Source organism: Hymenobacter arcticus (assembly GCF_054779975.1).
This window is the reverse complement of record NZ_BAAGXF010000001.1, coordinates 657,985-672,907: the sequence shown is the minus strand read 5'-3', so window position 1 is coordinate 672,907 and position 14,923 is coordinate 657,985. Positions and strand designations below refer to the sequence as shown.

At 63.7% G+C, this 14,923-nt stretch carries 13 protein-coding genes; 4 read left to right on the top strand and 9 right to left on the bottom strand.

Annotated features, from left to right (window positions below):
• Positions 1-121 precede the first annotated feature (121 nt).
• Both ACYVGC_RS02970 and ACYVGC_RS02965 read right to left on the bottom strand, forming a co-directional pair.
• The gene (locus tag ACYVGC_RS02970; protein WP_460582286.1) at positions 122-856 is read right to left on the bottom strand and encodes a hypothetical protein; all 735 of its coding nucleotides are present in this window, start codon (positions 854-856) and stop codon (positions 122-124) included.
• Positions 857-1,046: 190 nt separating this feature from the next.
• The gene (locus ACYVGC_RS02965; protein ID WP_460582285.1) at positions 1,047-2,102 is read right to left on the bottom strand and encodes an LLM class flavin-dependent oxidoreductase; all 1,056 of its coding nucleotides are present in this window, start codon (positions 2,100-2,102) and stop codon (positions 1,047-1,049) included.
• A gap of 100 nt (positions 2,103-2,202) precedes the next feature.
• On the opposite strand from ACYVGC_RS02965, the gene ACYVGC_RS02960 reads away from it, so the two are divergent.
• Positions 2,203-2,916, top strand: coding sequence for a dienelactone hydrolase family protein (locus ACYVGC_RS02960; protein ID WP_460582284.1), 714 nt, complete (start codon positions 2,203-2,205; stop codon positions 2,914-2,916).
• A gap of 10 nt (positions 2,917-2,926) precedes the next feature.
• Here the strand turns inward: ACYVGC_RS02960 and ACYVGC_RS02955 are convergent, their stop codons facing one another.
• Together ACYVGC_RS02955 and ACYVGC_RS02950 are read right to left on the bottom strand one after the other, a co-directional pair.
• A complete protein-coding gene (locus ACYVGC_RS02955; RefSeq protein WP_460582283.1) occupies positions 2,927-3,544 on the bottom strand; it encodes a tetratricopeptide repeat protein in 618 nt (205 codons plus the stop codon).
• Between the two features lie 57 nt (positions 3,545-3,601).
• A complete protein-coding gene (locus tag ACYVGC_RS02950) occupies positions 3,602-4,117 on the bottom strand; it encodes a hypothetical protein (RefSeq protein ID WP_460582282.1) in 516 nt (171 codons plus the stop codon).
• A 240-nt stretch (positions 4,118-4,357) separates the two neighbouring features.
• On the opposite strand from ACYVGC_RS02950, the gene ACYVGC_RS02945 reads away from it, so the two are divergent.
• On the top strand, positions 4,358-5,398 hold the full coding sequence (locus ACYVGC_RS02945; RefSeq protein ID WP_460582281.1) for an SDR family NAD(P)-dependent oxidoreductase: 1,041 nt from the start codon (positions 4,358-4,360) through the stop codon (positions 5,396-5,398).
• Positions 5,399-5,530: 132 nt separating this feature from the next.
• On the opposite strand, the gene ACYVGC_RS02940 is transcribed toward ACYVGC_RS02945, so the two are convergent.
• The 3 genes from ACYVGC_RS02940 to ACYVGC_RS02930 form a co-directional block, all read right to left on the bottom strand.
• Complete coding sequence (locus tag ACYVGC_RS02940) at positions 5,531-6,877, bottom strand: TolC family protein (protein ID WP_460582280.1); 1,347 nt, start codon at positions 6,875-6,877, stop codon at positions 5,531-5,533.
• Positions 6,878-7,020: 143 nt separating this feature from the next.
• Positions 7,021-10,134, bottom strand: coding sequence for an efflux RND transporter permease subunit (locus tag ACYVGC_RS02935; protein WP_460582279.1), 3,114 nt, complete (start codon positions 10,132-10,134; stop codon positions 7,021-7,023).
• Positions 10,135-10,313: 179 nt separating this feature from the next.
• The gene (locus ACYVGC_RS02930; RefSeq protein ID WP_460582278.1) at positions 10,314-11,393 is read right to left on the bottom strand and encodes an efflux RND transporter periplasmic adaptor subunit; all 1,080 of its coding nucleotides are present in this window, start codon (positions 11,391-11,393) and stop codon (positions 10,314-10,316) included.
• 159 nt (positions 11,394-11,552) lie between these two features.
• Between ACYVGC_RS02930 and ACYVGC_RS02925 the strand changes: the two genes are divergently transcribed.
• Positions 11,553-11,960: an MGMT family protein gene (locus ACYVGC_RS02925; protein ID WP_460582277.1), complete on the top strand. Its 408-nt coding sequence runs from the start codon at positions 11,553-11,555 to the stop codon at positions 11,958-11,960.
• Between the two features lie 9 nt (positions 11,961-11,969).
• Here the strand turns inward: ACYVGC_RS02925 and ACYVGC_RS02920 are convergent, their stop codons facing one another.
• Together ACYVGC_RS02920 and ACYVGC_RS02915 are read right to left on the bottom strand one after the other, a co-directional pair.
• Positions 11,970-13,349, bottom strand: a complete 1,380-nt coding sequence (locus ACYVGC_RS02920; protein WP_460582276.1) for a hypothetical protein — start codon at positions 13,347-13,349, stop codon at positions 11,970-11,972.
• Between the two features lie 88 nt (positions 13,350-13,437).
• Complete coding sequence (locus tag ACYVGC_RS02915; RefSeq protein WP_460582275.1) at positions 13,438-14,388, bottom strand: zinc-dependent peptidase; 951 nt, start codon at positions 14,386-14,388, stop codon at positions 13,438-13,440.
• Positions 14,389-14,454: 66 nt separating this feature from the next.
• On the opposite strand from ACYVGC_RS02915, the gene ACYVGC_RS02910 reads away from it, so the two are divergent.
• Entirely contained in the window at positions 14,455-14,874 is a 420-nt protein-coding gene (locus ACYVGC_RS02910) for a hypothetical protein (RefSeq protein WP_460582274.1), read from the top strand.
• Positions 14,875-14,923: the final 49 nt, after the last annotated feature.

Sequence of the window (14,923 nt, the reverse complement as noted above, 5' to 3'; positions counted from 1 at the left end):
AGCCTGCGGAAAAACCTGCGGCATCGCAACCCTGGTTGTTTGCCCACATAGCCCTGGCTAAGCCGGACGCAGGGGCGACGCCAACGCCGGAAGCAGATGCCTTCTGCCGACGCAGAAGCCCTTACCTGGAAGCAAACGGTGGCCTGAGAAATTCTAGTCCGTACAAGAACTGCTCGCCAACCGCCAGCTGGGGGTTGACGCAGAACAGCATCTGGCGCGTGCTTCCCGTGGGCGCGGCGATGGTAACATACACGTTCACCAGCTCCTCCGCGTGGCCGTTGACGGGGGTTGCACGCCCAATGTAGCCCTCGGGGGTGAAGCCGGCAATAGGCCCGATTTTCTCGCCTTGGTGGGCCACCGCTTCCACTAGTCCGGCGCGGTATGGGCCAGTTAGCGCCGCTTGGTTCCAGGCGTTGGCTACCGTCTGGTACTGGTGCTGGCGCCAGGCATCGAGAAGGATTTTTAGGCGTGTGTCGGCCTGCTCGGCCCGGGCCAGCACGGGCATCCTGAAATTGAATTTGCGGCCGTTGGGGCCGTTTTGCAGCAGCACTTGCAGGCCGTCGTAGTCGGCTTTTTCCGCCGCGCTCATGTGCCGGTACATGAGCAGCGCGCTTTTAGAAGCGGGCAGGCCAAGGTTGTCGCCGTACCGGGTGATGTCGGCGTCTTTTACATCTATTTCGAGCACCTTACCCTGCACATCGTTCGGCTTGGTGGAGGCCACGGTACCGATTTTGAAGCTGACGTGGCCCCCATACAGTCTCTCGATTTCATCGAGTCCCGCTTGCTCATTATCAGAGATGGTGCAGCCAGCCAGTAATCCCAGGCCCGCGACAAGTAGCATACGAGCTATTTTCATGCTGCTACCTACTGAGTAGGCCCGGAAAGGGTTTCCTCAGGGGCTCAGCTAGCTGCTCCGTAAGAAATAAGCAGCAGCTTCCGACAAGCGCTTTGACCAAGTCTAGCGAGCGCAGCGCAAGCAGGGCTGATGCGAACCCTTGCTGCCAAGGCGCTCGTATCCTAATCAGTAAAAACCGCACAGGGCTGGTCTAATCCAGCAGCACTTCCTCGGCTACCACCGTGCCGGTTGGCGTCAGCTCAAACACCTCGGCCAGCAGCTCATACGAGCGCAGGCGGTCGTCAAAGTCGGCGGTGATGCTAGTGAGCAGCAGCTCCTCGACCCCGCAGGCGGCGGCAATACGCAGCAGGTGTGGGCGCAGTTGCGCGGGCGTGCCGCTCACCACGCGGCCCTTATGATAGGCCAGGCGGGCCAGCTCCTCGGGGCTGAACACGTAGGCGGCTGTTTCGGCGGCGCTGGGGAAGGGGCCGCGCAGGCCCTGGTCGAAGCGCAGCAGCTGCAAGTACATGGCCTTGGCTAGGGCGTTGGCTTTCTCCTCAGTGTCGGCGCACAGCGCGAAAATCGCTACGCTGGCCTGGGGCGCGGCCAGCTCGGGCGAGGGCCGAAACTCTGCGCGGTAGGTGCGCACCGCCGCCGGCCCGCCGCTGGGGTTGATAAACTGCGCAAACGTGAAGGCCATGCCCAGCCGCGCCGCAAACAACCCGCTCTGCCCGCTGGAGCTGAGCAGCCACAAGGCCGGCTGGGTGTCGATGTGCGGAATGGCCTGCACGCGCTCGTGAATGGTTTCGGGCGTGGCATCGTCACGCAGATAGGCCTGCAAATCAACTAGTTGCTCCAGAAAGTCTTCTTCCTTAAACTTATTGCTGGGGTTGAGGGCGTAGGCGGTGAGGCGGTCGGCCCCCGGCGCGCGGCCCAGGCCCAGGTCGATGCGGCCGGGGTGCAGGGCTTCGAGCATCTTGAAGTTTTCGGCCACCTTCAGGGCCGAGTAGTGGGGCAGCATCACGCCGCCCGAGCCCAGCCGGATGCGCTGGGTGTGCGCGCCCAGGTGGGCCAGCAGCACCTCGGGCGCGGGGCCGGCCAGGGTAGTAGTGTTGTGGTGCTCGCTCACCCAATAGCGAGTATAGCCCAGTTGGTCAGCGAGTTGGGCTAGCTGGGTGGTTTCGAGCAGGGCCTGGCGGGCGGTGGCACCAGGCCGCACCGGCGATTGGTCGAGCACGCTGAGGCGCAGGGTGGGGGAGGAAGCCACAGGGAGATACGATTCGGATAGAAAAACTGGGATAGAGTAGCATAAAACATCGGCCTCCGTCGCCTTGTTCACCGCTCCAAACCCCCATTTCCCCCTTTCCATGTCCACTCCCAATTCGCTGGTGCTAACCGTTGCCGACGGCACCCAGGCCCACGCCTACGTAGCCCAGTCCCAGTCCAAAACCGCCGCGCCCGGCATCATCCTGTGCCAGGAAGCCTTCGGTGTGAACGGCCACATCCGTAACGTGGCCGACCGCCTGGCCGCCGCCGGCTACGTGGTGGTAGCCCCCGAGCTGTTTCACCGCACCGCCGAGCCGGGTCTCGAAATTCCGTACGCTGAGTTTGCTACGCTGGCCATGCCGCACTACCAGGCCATCACGCCCGAGGGCTTGACCCAGGACCTGCGGGCTGCCTACGACTGGCTGCAAAGCCAGGACAACGTGCAGAAAGACAAAATTGGCGCTATCGGCTTTTGCCTAGGTGGCCAGGTGGCCTTCATTGCCAATGCTACCCTGCCGCTGGTGGCGGCCGTGTCGTACTACGGCGGCGGCACCCACACGCGCACGGCCATGGCCAAAGACCTGCACGCACCGCACCTCTTCTTCTGGGGCGGGCTCGACGAGCACATTTCCAAAGAGCAAATTACGCAAGTGATTGATGCTGTGGAAGCTGCCGGCAAGCCCTACATCAACACGGTTATCTCCTACGCCGACCACGGCTTCAACTGCGACGAGCGCCCGAGCTACAACAAGGACGCCGCCGCCGAGGCCTGGGCCCTCACGATGGCTTACTTCCAGGAGAAGCTGGGCGCGTAAGCGCTGATCACTAGTACGTAAGCCCGCCAGCGCCGGAGGTTTCTTCTGAGTGCTGGCGGGCTTTTTGGGTGTATTCGGCTAGTCCGTGCGTGGTGGGGTCAAGCTGGCCGGCCTGCTCAAAAAGCGCCAGCGCCGCGGCGTATTCGCCCCGGTCGAGGTGGTAGATGCCCAGATTGCGGTGGGCGTAGGCATTGGCTGGGTCGAGGGCTAGGCTGTGGGCGATGGCCGCTAGGCCAGCCGCTGTTTGGCCGAGCTTGAGCAGGGCTAGGCCTCGGTTGGCGTGGACGTAGGAAGGCTCCACCGCCAGGGTCAGGGACTGGTCGAAATCAGCCAAAGCCAGCGTATGCTGGCCCAGCAGATTATAGGTATAGCCCCGGTTTACGTAGGCGATGGGGTAGGGCTGGGGCTGCTCGATGAGGGCCGTGCAGGCGGCTAGCGCCAGCTCGTGCTGCCCGGTACGCGAGAGCAGTAGCGCGTGGGTAAATCGGTCCCCATCGGTCTGCCCGGCGGCAAATAGCTGGTGGTATTTGGTGCTTAGAGCCAGGGCTTCGGCATAGCGACTAGCTTGCAGCAGCACAAAAATGCTCGGCCGCAGCAGCGCGGGCGTGGGTATGGCCCGCGCCAGCACCTGCGCGTAGAGGGCGGCACTGGCGGCATACTCGCCGGCCTGGCGATGGGCCTCGGCTTAGGCCAACTGGGCGTTGAGGGCGGCATTGAGCCGGGGGCGCCGCCACACGTTCAGCAGCTGCCGGCCATCGTTGGGGATGGAGCGGCCATCGGCTAGTAAAATCCCTTTGCGCAGGGGCAGTAGGTTGTAGGCTGCCCCCAGGCCGGCAATAGCTAGGGCGGCCCGGGCCGCCGTGTGGCCCACAAGCCAAAGTACGTACCCATCCGCCCCAAAGGAGGGTTTTTGTCTGCCTGGCAGCCAAGCCACCAAGCCCGTCAGCAGCAGCGGCAGCAGGGGGCCGGCCAGGATAAATAATGCTTCCCGCCACCGTACCTGCGCCATAGCTGGGGCCTGGCAACAGCCCCCACGCCACAAAATGCTGCGAGCCAAGTATACGTGCAGGCGGCCTAGCCGGAGCTGCCAATTGCCGATGGGCCACGCGTAGGTGCCCAGATGCACCGTTACGGGGCCCGACTGTGGCAGCAGCGCCGCCAGCGCGTGGCCCCCCTCGTGCAGCGTACCTATTAAAAACACTAGTACTGTTGCCCCTGACAGACAGCCCAGCAAAATGAGTATAATGAGTAGCGGTGTATTCAAGCAAGAGGGTGGGCGCTGATTGCCCGTGCGTAAAGATGCACCTGGCTGTTTTTTTCAACCACCGGCAAAAAAGTCCGATTGGCCACATTGAGGAAGAAAAACGGTGAGCTTTATTCGTAAAGGTGCAACTGGGCCCCCACAACGCAACCTTTCGGCCCCAAATCCATAAAGCGTAGCATGAAACCCACCTCCCGTTCTTCTTCTTGGCTTTGGGCCGCTGGCCTGGGCGTGGCCGCCCTGGCAACCACCGTTTGGCGCAACCGCCGGGGCTCGTATGAACTCACGGGGCGCACCGTACTAATTACCGGCGGCTCGCGCGGCCTAGGCCTCGTGCTGGCTCGGCAGGCGGTGCTCGAAGGGGCCCGCGTGGCCATTTGCGCCCGCGATGAGCAGGAGCTGGCCCGCGCCCGCCAGGACCTGCTGCGCTACGGCGGCCCCGAAAGCACCGTGCTGGCCCTGGCCCGCGACCTCACCGATGCCGCCGAAGTCCGCAGCCTGGTAACCGAGGTCGAAAGCCGCCTGGGGGCCGTGGATGTGCTCATCAACAACGCGGGCATCATCATCGGTGGGCCGCTGGAAAACATGGACACCCGCGACTTTGAGGATGCCATGAATACGCACTTCTGGGCTCCGTTTCACGCCATGCAGGCGGTGCTGCCGAGCATGCGGCGGCGCGGCGAGGGGCGCATCATCAACATTTCGTCGCTGGGCGGCAAGGTGGCCATTCCGCACCTCACGGCGTACAGCGCGAGCAAGTTTGCACTGGTGGGCTTATCGGAGGGCTTCCGGGCCGAGCTCAATCAGCACGGTATTTACGTGACCACCGTGTGCCCCGGCCTGCTGCGCACCGGCAGCGCCCAAAACGCCGACGTGAAGGGCAATCACGAAAAAGAGTACGCCTGGTTTAGCGTAGCCGACGCGCTGCCGGGCTTCACCATGAGCGCCGAGCAGGCCGCCCGCCGCATCTGGAACGCCGTGCGCCGCGGCGACGGCGAGTTGATATTGTCGTTGCCAGCCAAGCTACTGGCGGGTTTCCACGGCATTATGCCCGGCGTAACCACCGACGTGCTAGCCTGGGTGAACCGCGCCCTGCCCGCCGCCGGCGAAAGCGCCGCTGCCAACGAGCGCCGCAAAGGCTACGAAAGCGAAACGGCCATTACCAAGTCGTTTCTCACCAAGCTCAACCGCGACGAGGCGGTGCGTAACAACGAGAATTAGAAGAGGTAGCGCGAAGCTCTGCTTCGTGCGCGAGCAACGCGAGCATGGTGTCCGGAATCGTCCGGTTCCGCCTGCTCGCGTTGCTCGCGCACGAAGCAGAGCTTCGCGCTACTGCGTTATGGCGTTACGCTATTACGGCGTGAGTAGCGCCGCCAACTGCCGCAGCGTAATCTCGGCCGACTTGGCGGCGTAGCGATAATTAACGAGCCGGTAGCCGGCATCCTCGAAGCTTTGCTGGGCAATGCGCACATCAACCAGCGTGGAAAGGCCCGCGTCGAGGCGCATTTGCACCAGCTTGAGCAGCTGGCGGGCGGTGGTGTAGCTCTGCTCGGCGGTGGTAACGAGGCTGAGCTGTTTCTCATACGACTCCCAGGCTTTGAGCGCGTTGAGGCGGTAGGTGCGCTGCAAGGCGTTGCGTTGCAGCTCGGTGGTGCGGGTGTTGAGGCGGGCGATATCAACCAGCTTTTTATTGACGCCGCCGCTGTAAATGGGGACCGACACGCCCAGCCCGGCATATGGCCCGTAGCTCTGGTTGAAGAGCGTGTTGCCCACCGCGTTCTGGGCGCGGGCGAAGTTTGTGCCCGCGTTCAGGCCCAGCGAAGGGTAGCGATTGGCGCGGGTTTCGCGCTCAATCAATTCATTGACCCGTACTTGACGCTCGGCAGCCAGCAGGTCGGGGTTTTTGTCGAGGGCGCCTTGCAACTGGGCCCAACTCAGCGAGCGGTCCACCGGAATGGTGTCTTCCACGGCCACGGCTTGATCGAGGTCCAGGGTGAGGGCGCGCAGCAGGTCGGCGGTGGCTTGCTGGGCGGCCAGCACCTGCTGCTGCTGGGTGAGCAGCTGGGCGTTCAGGTCGAGCTGGGCCTGAAACTTATCGGCGTTGTTGGCCAGGCCCACGGCCTGCCGCGCCTCAATGAGGCGCAGCTTCTGGCGCGATACCTCCACCGAGGCCTCCAGGGTGCGGATGTAGCGCTGCTGCTGCACCACGGCGTAGTATTTCAGGCTCACGTCGGCCAGCACGTTCTGCACCGTCGAGTTGAGCTGGAGCTGGCTGATTTGAGCCAGCTCATTGAGCCGCTTGCGGGTGGCTACCACCCGGCCGCCGTTGTAGAGCAGGTAGGTGCCAGCCAGCCCCACGTTGTACTGCGTGGAGCGAGCCCCCGTGGCCGAGCGCGGGTCGCCGGTGTTGAACTGCTGCTGCGTGTTGTTAACCACCACGTTGTTGCTGGCGTTGAAGGCCACATTGGGCAGCGCGCCCGCAAAGCCCGCGTTGTTTTGCAGCTCCTGCACCTCCACGTTGGTCTGGCTGATTTGGATGTCAAGGCTGTTTTTGAGTGCCGTGGTCAGGGCATCGTGCAGCGTCAGCGTGGGGCCGGGGGCCGGGCCTTCAGGCGCGCGCGGCGTGGTGGCCGGCGCCGTTTGGGCCAGGGTGGTGAGGGATAGCGTGGACAGCAAGAGGCTGCTAAACAAGGACTTCATAGTAATCGAAAACAATCGTTGTCATGCTGAACGCAGTGAAGCATCTCTACCGCTTCATTGGATTACCAACCCACGCGGCGTGGTAGAGATGCTTCCCTGCGTTCAGCATGACGTTCTTTAATAAGAAGTTACGTGGGTGCCCGCTACGCCGCCACCTCCGCCGGCTCGTGCGCCGCCACGGCTTCGCCCTCCGCCGCTACCGGCTTGTGCTCCTTGGCAATGAATGTGTAGATGGCCGGAATAACTAACAGCGTGAGTACCAGCGAGAACAGGATGCCACCCACAATAACGGTGCCCAGCGGCTTGCGGCTGGTGCTGGCCGCGCCCAGGCTCATGGCAATGGGTAGCGCGCCGAGCGCGGTGGCCAGTGAGGTCATCAAAATGGGGCGCAGGCGCTGCTGGGCCGCTAGCTGCACGGCCTCGCGCAGGGGCAGGCCGGCGTCGCGCTGGTGGTTGGCAAACTCCACGATGAGAATGCCGTTTTTGGTCACGAGGCCAATGAGCATAATCATCCCGATTTGCGAGAAGATGTTGATAGTCTGCCCAAAAACCCACAGGCTGAGCAGCGCGCCCGCCAGCGCCAGCGGCACCGTGAGCAGAATAATGAGCGGGTCGCGGAAGCTCTCAAACTGCGCGGCCAGCAGCAAATAAATCAGCACCAGCGCCAGGATGAAGGCAAACGTAGTGTTGCCCGCGCTCTCGGCAAAGTCGCGCGACGAGCCCGTAAGGGCCGTTTGAAACACGTCGGGGTCCAGGGTTTTGTCGGCGATGGCCTGCATGGCGCGCACGCCGTCGCCCACCGTTTTGCCCTCGGCCAGCTGCGCCGAAATGGTGGCCGCTTTAAAGCGGTTGAAGTGGAAGAGCGTGCTGGGGTTGGAGTTCTCCGTTTGGTGCACCACCGCCGACAGCGGGATGCTCTCGCCCCGGCTGTTGGTGACGTAGAGGCGGCTGATGTCGTTGGGGGCGCTGCGGGCCCCGCGGTCCACCTGCCCGATAACCTGGTACTGCCGGCCATCGCGCAGGAAGTAGGCCATGCGCCGGCCCCCGAAGGCACCCTGCACGGCGGCGGCCACATCCTGCGTGGTCAGGCCCAGATCCCTGATTTTCAGGCGGTCAAAGGTCAGCTGCACCTCGGGCTTGTTGAACTTGAGGTTGGCGTCCACGTTCTGAAACGTGGGGTCTTGCTGGGCGGCGGCCAAGAACTTAGGCAGCGCTGCGCGGATTTGTTCGAGGTCGGTGGTTTGCAGCACAAACTGCACCGGTACGCTGCTTTTGGCTCCCGAGCCCACGGCAATGGTTTGCTCCTGCACCACGAAAATGCGGGCGTCGTTGAAGCGCTTGGTGTTCTTGGTCAGGTACTTGGCTATTTGCTCCTGGGTGCGCTTGCGCTGGTCGGGCGGCACGAGGCCAGCGCGTACCTGCGCGGTGTTCACGCTGCCACCGGCGGGCGTGCGGGCAAACACGAAGTCGTTTTCGGGCACCGAATCGTTGACGAACGCCGCCACCTGGTCGCTGATTTTCTCCATTGCCGAGAAGCTCGTGCCCTCCGGCCCGGTCAGGGTCAGGCGCACGCTGCTGCGGTCTTCGAGCGGGGCCAGCTCGGTAGGTAAGCTCTTGCCAATGAAGAAGATAATGCCTGCGCAGGCCGCCACCACCACCCAGGCCAGCGAGCGCACTCGCAGAAACTTGCCCACGATGCGCCCGTACCCGCTTTCCATGCCCTTGAAAAAGGGCTCCGTGCGGTCGTAGAGCTTGCCGTGGCCGCTACCGCCTCCTTTGTTTTCGCGGTGCAGCACCACGTTGAGCACCGGCGTGATGGTGAGCGACACGAAGGCCGAAATCAGCACCGCGCCGGCCACCACCACCCCAAACTCGCGGAACAAGCGCCCGGTAAAGCCTTCCAGAAATATCACCGGCAGAAACACCACCGCCAGCGTGAGCGACGTGGCGATAACGGCGAAAAAAATCTCCTTGCTGCCCTCGCGCGCCGCGTCCTTGATGTTCATGCCCTCTTCGAGCTTGCGGAAGATGTTCTCCGTCACCACAATACCATCGTCCACCACCAGGCCGGTGGCCAGCACAATGCCCAGCAGCGTGAGAATATTGATGGTGAAGCCCGCCAGGTACATCACGAAAAACGTGGCAATCAGCGAAATTGGAATATCGATGAGCGGGCGCAGGGCCGTGAGCCAGTTGCGGAAAAAGAAGAAGATAACCAGCACCACCAGCCCAAACGAGATGAGGAGCGTTTCCTCCACTTCCTCAATCGAGTTGCGCACAATCTTGGTGTTGTCGGTCAGTATCCGCATCTGGATGTCGGACTTATTTTCCTTCTGCACCTCGGCCAGGCGCTTGTTGAATTCTTCGGCAATCTCCACGTAGTTGGAGCCCGGCTGGGGCACAATGGCCAAGCCCACAGCGTAAGCCCCGTTTACCTTCCAGGCCTGCTCGTAGCTTTCGGGGCCCAGCACAATGCGGGCCACGTCGCCGAGGCGCACAATGCCGCTTTTGTCTTCGCGCAAAATGAGGGTGCGAAACTGCTCTTCCGTGGAGAAGCGGGCCATCGTGCGGATGGTCAGCTCGGTGTTGCCGCCGTAGATTTTGCCGGCCGGCACCTCCACGTTTTCGGCGTTGAGGGCCTGCTGCACGTTGGTGAACGACACCTGGTAGGCGTCCATCTTGGCCGGGTCGAGCCACAGGCGCATGGCGTAGCGCTGCTGCCCAAAAATGTTGATGGCCGACACCCCGTTAATGGTCTGGAAGCGCTGCTGCAAGTTGTTCTCAGCAAAGTCGCTCAGGTCCATCAAGCTCTTGGTGCGGCTCTGCACGGCCAAAATGAGGATGTTGTCGGAGTTGGCATCCGACTTGGCCACCACCGGCGGCGCATCAATATCCTGCGGCAGCGAGCGCACGCCCTGGCCCACCTTGTCGCGCACGTCGGAGGCAGCGGCCTCCAAATCAACCCCCAGGTTGAACTCAACCGTGATGTTGCTCGACCCCAGCGACGAGCTACTGGTAATGGACTTAATGCCCGGAATACCGTTAATCTGCTTTTCCAGCGGCTCCGTTATCTGGTTCTCAATTACGTCGGCGTTAGCCCCTGTGTACGAAGTACTTACGCTAATAATGGGCGGGTCGATGGCCGGATAGTCGCGCAGGGCCAGAAACGAGAAGCCCACCCCGCCAAACAGCAGCAGCAGCAGGTTGAAAACCGTGGCGAGCACGGGTCGCTTCAGGGATAGTTCGGATATGTTCATGCTTTATAACTAGCTGCTAATCAATACGTGTTAATCAACAATCGGCTGTCATTGCGAGCGCAACGCAGTGGAGCGCGGCAATCTTTCCTTCACGATAGGGTTAGTAATCAGCTGCCGAGGACGACCAAGGAAAGATTGCCGCGCTCCACTGCGTTGCGCTCGCAATGACAGGCGCTCCGTCAGTTCTTCGCTTTCGCCTTGCGCACCTTCACCGGCTTGCCGGCCTGCGCAAACAGTACTCCATTAGTTACTACCGAGTCGCCGGCGGCCAGGCCGCTGATGATAGCGATTTGGTCGTTCTGGCGGTCGCCGGTGCGCACGTCGCGCAGCACGGCCTTGCCGTTTTTGACGAGCACTACCTGGTCCGACTTGTCGCCGGGTAGCAGGGCGTTGGTGGGCAGCAGCACGCTGCGGCGGGCCGCGCCGGTGGGCACGCTCACGCGGGCAAAGCTGCCGGGGCTCACCTGCGCGCCGGGTGGCAGCAGGGCGCGCACGGTGAGGTTGCGGGTGGTTTGGTTGACCTGGCTTTCCTGGGCCAGCACGGTGGCGGGGTAACGGCGCGGCGGGTTGCCGGCTAGGTGCACCGACACCACGGTGCCGGGGTGCACCACGCTGCCGCTGGCTTCGGGCAAAGTGAAATCGACCTTGAGCTTGGTGTCGGCTTGCAGCGTGGCGATGATGGTGGCGGGCGTCACGTAGGCCCCGGGGCTCACCTGGCGCAAGCCCAGCACGCCGGTGAAGGGCGCCCGAATGACAGTTTTGGCAATCATGGCCTGCGAGTAGGCGGCGTCGGCCTCGTTGCTGCGCACCTGGCTCACGGCCAAGTCGTAGTCGGCCTGGTTCACGCCCTGCACTTTCAGCAGCGTTTGCAGGCGGGTTTGCGAGAGGCGCGATACTTGCAGCAGCGCCCGCGTTTTCTGGAGCTGGGCCTGCAAGTCGGCATCGTTGATGCGGGCAATGACGCTACCTTTCGTAACACGTTGGCCTTCATTTACTTGCAAAAACGTGAGGCGGCCGTTCACTTCGGGATGCAGCTCCACAAAGTCGTTGGCGACTATCGTGCCGTTGGCTTCTACCGAGTCGGTTACGGTGGAGGGGCGGGCCACTAGTACATCGACCAGGGCGGGGCCGGTGTCCTTCTTGCCGCCTTTGCCACCCTTGGCTTCGTCGGGTTTGGCGTGGCAGCCGGCGAGCAGGGCCAGGGCCCCGGCTAGTACGAGCGGCGTGGTGTGGGATAGGGCCGCGGAAAAAAAGCGCATACGGGGAAGTAAGTGGTAATCAGCAGTCCGCGTAGCAAAACGTGGGCTGCCGGCCGGGAGGCGGTCAACAGGAGCCGCACCGTTCGGGTTCAGTGCGCGGGCGCAATGACGTGCCCCGCCGGCCGGGGGTTGCGCCGCCCGGCCCGTATTTTCACCGCCATGAAAAAGCCCGCTTCGCCCGCCCTTTCCTCCGCCTCCGCTACCCAAGCTGCTCCTGCGCCCGAGCGCAACTACTTTGCCGACGTGCACGAGGTGGTGCGCCTGGTACCGCCGGGCCGCGTCACCAACTACGGGGCCATTGCCCACTACCTGGGCGCCAAGCACGGCTCGCGGGCCGTGGGCTACGCCCTCATGGCCGCCAACCTCGACGCCGTGACGCTGAAAAAAGACGCGCCCGTGCCCGCCCACCGCGTCGTCAACCGGCTGGGGCAGCTCACGGGGCGGCACCATTTCCCCACGCCCACCGCCATGCAGGAGCGCCTGGAGGCCGAGGGTGTGCGGGTGGAAGCCGACGTAGTAGTGGACTTCAAAAAGCTGTTTTGGGACCCGGCCACGGAGTTAGCCTAATTGGGGCGGCTACCGCACCAGCCGCGTAACGGCCTCCGCGCCCGCGTCGTCCTTTACCTGGCGGAGCGGGGTGGCTTCGGCGGGGCGACACTCGAGGTAGGTGGGGGCGTCGGCAGTGGGCGTTACGACCAGGCTGACCTCGGGGCCGGTAGCGGGCACCAGGTACACCTGCACCGGCTGGTCGCTGGCCGGCTCAAAAGTCAGGTAGTCGCCGGCCGCCAGCTCCTGCGCGGGCTGGCCGGCGGCCAGGCGAATGCGCACCGGCGGGCCCTTGGCACTGCGCGGGCGGTAGATGAAGAGGTGGGTGGGCCGGGCCGTCACCTCGCTGGTATTCAGACTAGGCTGGTCTAGGCTGACATTGCCAGTGAGCAGGCTCAGCGTGAAGAGCACCCGCTTATCGGCCGCAGTGGCCGCAACGTTGGCGAGTGCCATGCCCGCGATGCCGGCCCACGAAGCGGCGGTTGACCGGTTGGAGGTAGCCGCCCGAAACTGCGGGTCCTGGCCGATGCGGCCGTAAAAAACAAAATCCTGCCCCTGCTGCTGCAGCTGGCAAAAAGACTGCCCCTGCCTGATGTAGAAGTGCTGGCCATCGCAAAACCCCCACACATCGGTGGCCAGGGCCAGCTTGCCGGCTGCGTTGCGGCGATAGGGCTTCACCTCGTTCTCGCCGGCCCATTCGCTGCCCTGGTAGGGCCGGGCCTCCACGATGGGCGGGCCCGGCTCGGCGGGCTGGTTGTTCCAAAACTCAGTCAGGCTGTGGTAGTAGCCCGGCTGGGGCTGTGCGGCCGGCAGCAGCACGGGCAGGGCCTCGGCAGGGTGGGCTTCGGCGGCCAGCACGTAGGCGGCCGGGTAACTGGGGCCGGCGCCGGGCCAGTGGCTCTGGTTGCGGGCCTGCACGGCGGCGGCCAGCAGTAGCTCACCCACATTGGCCGCGTGCGAGCCGGTGGCATCGCCGGCCTGCGCAAAGTGGGCCACCAGCCGGTAGCTGCTGTCGGGCTGCGGGGCGTAGAAATCGGCGGTGAGGCCAGCCAGCGCCGTCTTGCTAAACCGGTCCGTTCGCTCGGCTATTTCCAGGCCGGTCAGCCGCATCACCAGGGGCACCGCGCCGGGCTGGCCAGGTACGTAGCGCGTCAGAAAGGGGCGGAGCGCGGCGAGCAAGCCCTCCCGAAACATCACCGGTTGGTGCAGGGGCGAGCCGCTGGCCATCACCCAGCCGATAATGGTGCGCTGCCGCCGGGCATCAACCAGGCGGGCCACGTAGGCGGGGCCGGCTAGCAGGTTGGCCTGGGCTTTGGGCGCTGGCACGTAGTAAACGCCCTGTGCGGCAGCGTGTTGAATGCCAGCCAGTAGCCCCATTACCAGCAATAACCAAGGAGTAGAAGTACGCAAATTTAGTAGGAGTAAAAATTGGGCAATCAGACAATAGCTGTCTAATCTACTCGCAATATTAGTCCTGTTTCATGTTGCTACACCCAGCCTACGCCGCCAGCGCCAAATGACACTCCTTGTACTTCCGGCCGCTGCCGCAGGGGCAGGGCGAGTTGCGGCCCAGCAGCTGCTTTTTGGCGCGCAGCTGGCGCAGCCACTGGCGCGGGTCGAGGTGGCTGCCGTGGGCCGTGAGGGTTTGCGCAGGGTGCTGGTGCAGGGCCTTGCTGAGCAGGTCGTATAACTCGTGGTGCTGCTCCTTGAGCTTCTCGGGGCGCTCGAAAAAAGCCTCGTTCACCACCGCGAAAAACTCGGCCTCGTTGGTGCCGGCGTAGGGGTCGATGTCAGAGCGGCCGGCCCGGATGGCGGCCAGCTCGCGCTGCATCACGGCCACCCAGGCGGGGCGCAGGGCGGGTGGCAGGCCCGCGCCGGGCACGCCGTCAATCTCGCCATCGGCCTCGTCGACGAGGTGGGCAAACTCGTGCACGCCCACGTTGCGCCGGTCCTCGGGGTCGGTGAAGCCCTGCACCAGAGCGGCGCGGCTCAGACGCATGTACTGCGAGGTCTGGAAGCGCTGCACCGAGCCCAGCAGCGTGCCTTGCAGCGCCGCCACCTCCTGGTCGGGCCGGGTTTCGAGCTGCCAGGCGTCGGGCACTATCAGCACCTCGTGCAGCGTGAGGTATTCCCAGCCGGGGAAGCCAAACACCGGAATAACGGCCGCCGCCGCCGTGAGCACCCGCGTGAGGTCATCGACCTCCGTTTGGATGCCAGTGAGGCGGGTGCGGGCCAGAAAAAGCTGCATGGCCTGCTCGAAGCGCGCCTGGTCTTCGGCGCTGAGGCCCCGGTAAAAGGCCACGTTCTCAAGCAGTAGCGTGCGCCAGTCCCCCGGAAAAGGAGTGGCCAGCGCCGCTTGGCGGCGGCGACTATCGGCGGTGAGGTAGCGGTAAAAAACCGCCAGCAGGGCCAGCAGCGTAAGCAAAACTAGCGCGTAGGAAAGGGGCATGGCCGACTTAACGGCCGCCCGGCCCCGGTGGTTGGGCCGCCCATTTGCCTTTTCGTGCGCAAATTTGTGCCGCATCTACTTCCTTTCGCTTTTCCCCTGCCTGCCCCGATGAACGCCGCCGACCTGAACGCCGCCCTACTGGCCCTGATTGAAAAGAAAGCCGAGCTGCACACGCTCACCTACGACGATGCCCGCTACGACGACGTGGAGGAGTCGCTCCACGACCTCGAAGACGACTTCAACGACGACTACGGCCCCGACCTCGAAGCGGCCCTCGAAAAGGTGCACCTCGAGCTAAAGTCCGATACCGACGTGCTGCTGCCCACCGCCTACCTGCCCGCCACCGACAAGCCCCAGAAGGAAGACGGCGTTTGGATTGACTCGGAGAAGTACCCCGGCCGCGTGCGCCTCGTGCTGCGCGCCAACCCACCCCGCTTCATCCTCACCACCAGCAAAGGCCAGGAGCACGAGCTCTGGAAGGCGTAAGGTGCAGTAAATCTGTTATATAACAGATTTTAGGGTAAAAAAGAACGTC

Bases quoted from the DNA above. Each gene is read 5' to 3' on its own strand.
- ACYVGC_RS02960 (WP_460582284.1), top strand. From the start codon at position 2,203: ATGTCCACTCCCAATTCGCTGGTGCTAACCGTTGCCGACGGCACCCAG.
- ACYVGC_RS02940 (WP_460582280.1), bottom strand. From the start codon at position 6,877: ATGAAGTCCTTGTTTAGCAGCCTCTTGCTGTCCACGCTATCCCTCACC.
- ACYVGC_RS02970 (WP_460582286.1), bottom strand. From the start codon at position 856: ATGAAAATAGCTCGTATGCTACTTGTCGCGGGCCTGGGATTACTGGCT.
- ACYVGC_RS02935 (WP_460582279.1), bottom strand. From the start codon at position 10,134: ATGAACATATCCGAACTATCCCTGAAGCGACCCGTGCTCGCCACGGTT.
- ACYVGC_RS02915 (WP_460582275.1), bottom strand. From the start codon at position 14,388: ATGCCCCTTTCCTACGCGCTAGTTTTGCTTACGCTGCTGGCCCTGCTG.
- ACYVGC_RS02945 (WP_460582281.1), top strand. From the start codon at position 4,358: ATGAAACCCACCTCCCGTTCTTCTTCTTGGCTTTGGGCCGCTGGCCTG.
- ACYVGC_RS02925 (WP_460582277.1), top strand. From the start codon at position 11,553: ATGAAAAAGCCCGCTTCGCCCGCCCTTTCCTCCGCCTCCGCTACCCAA.
- ACYVGC_RS02930 (WP_460582278.1), bottom strand. From the start codon at position 11,393: ATGCGCTTTTTTTCCGCGGCCCTATCCCACACCACGCCGCTCGTACTA.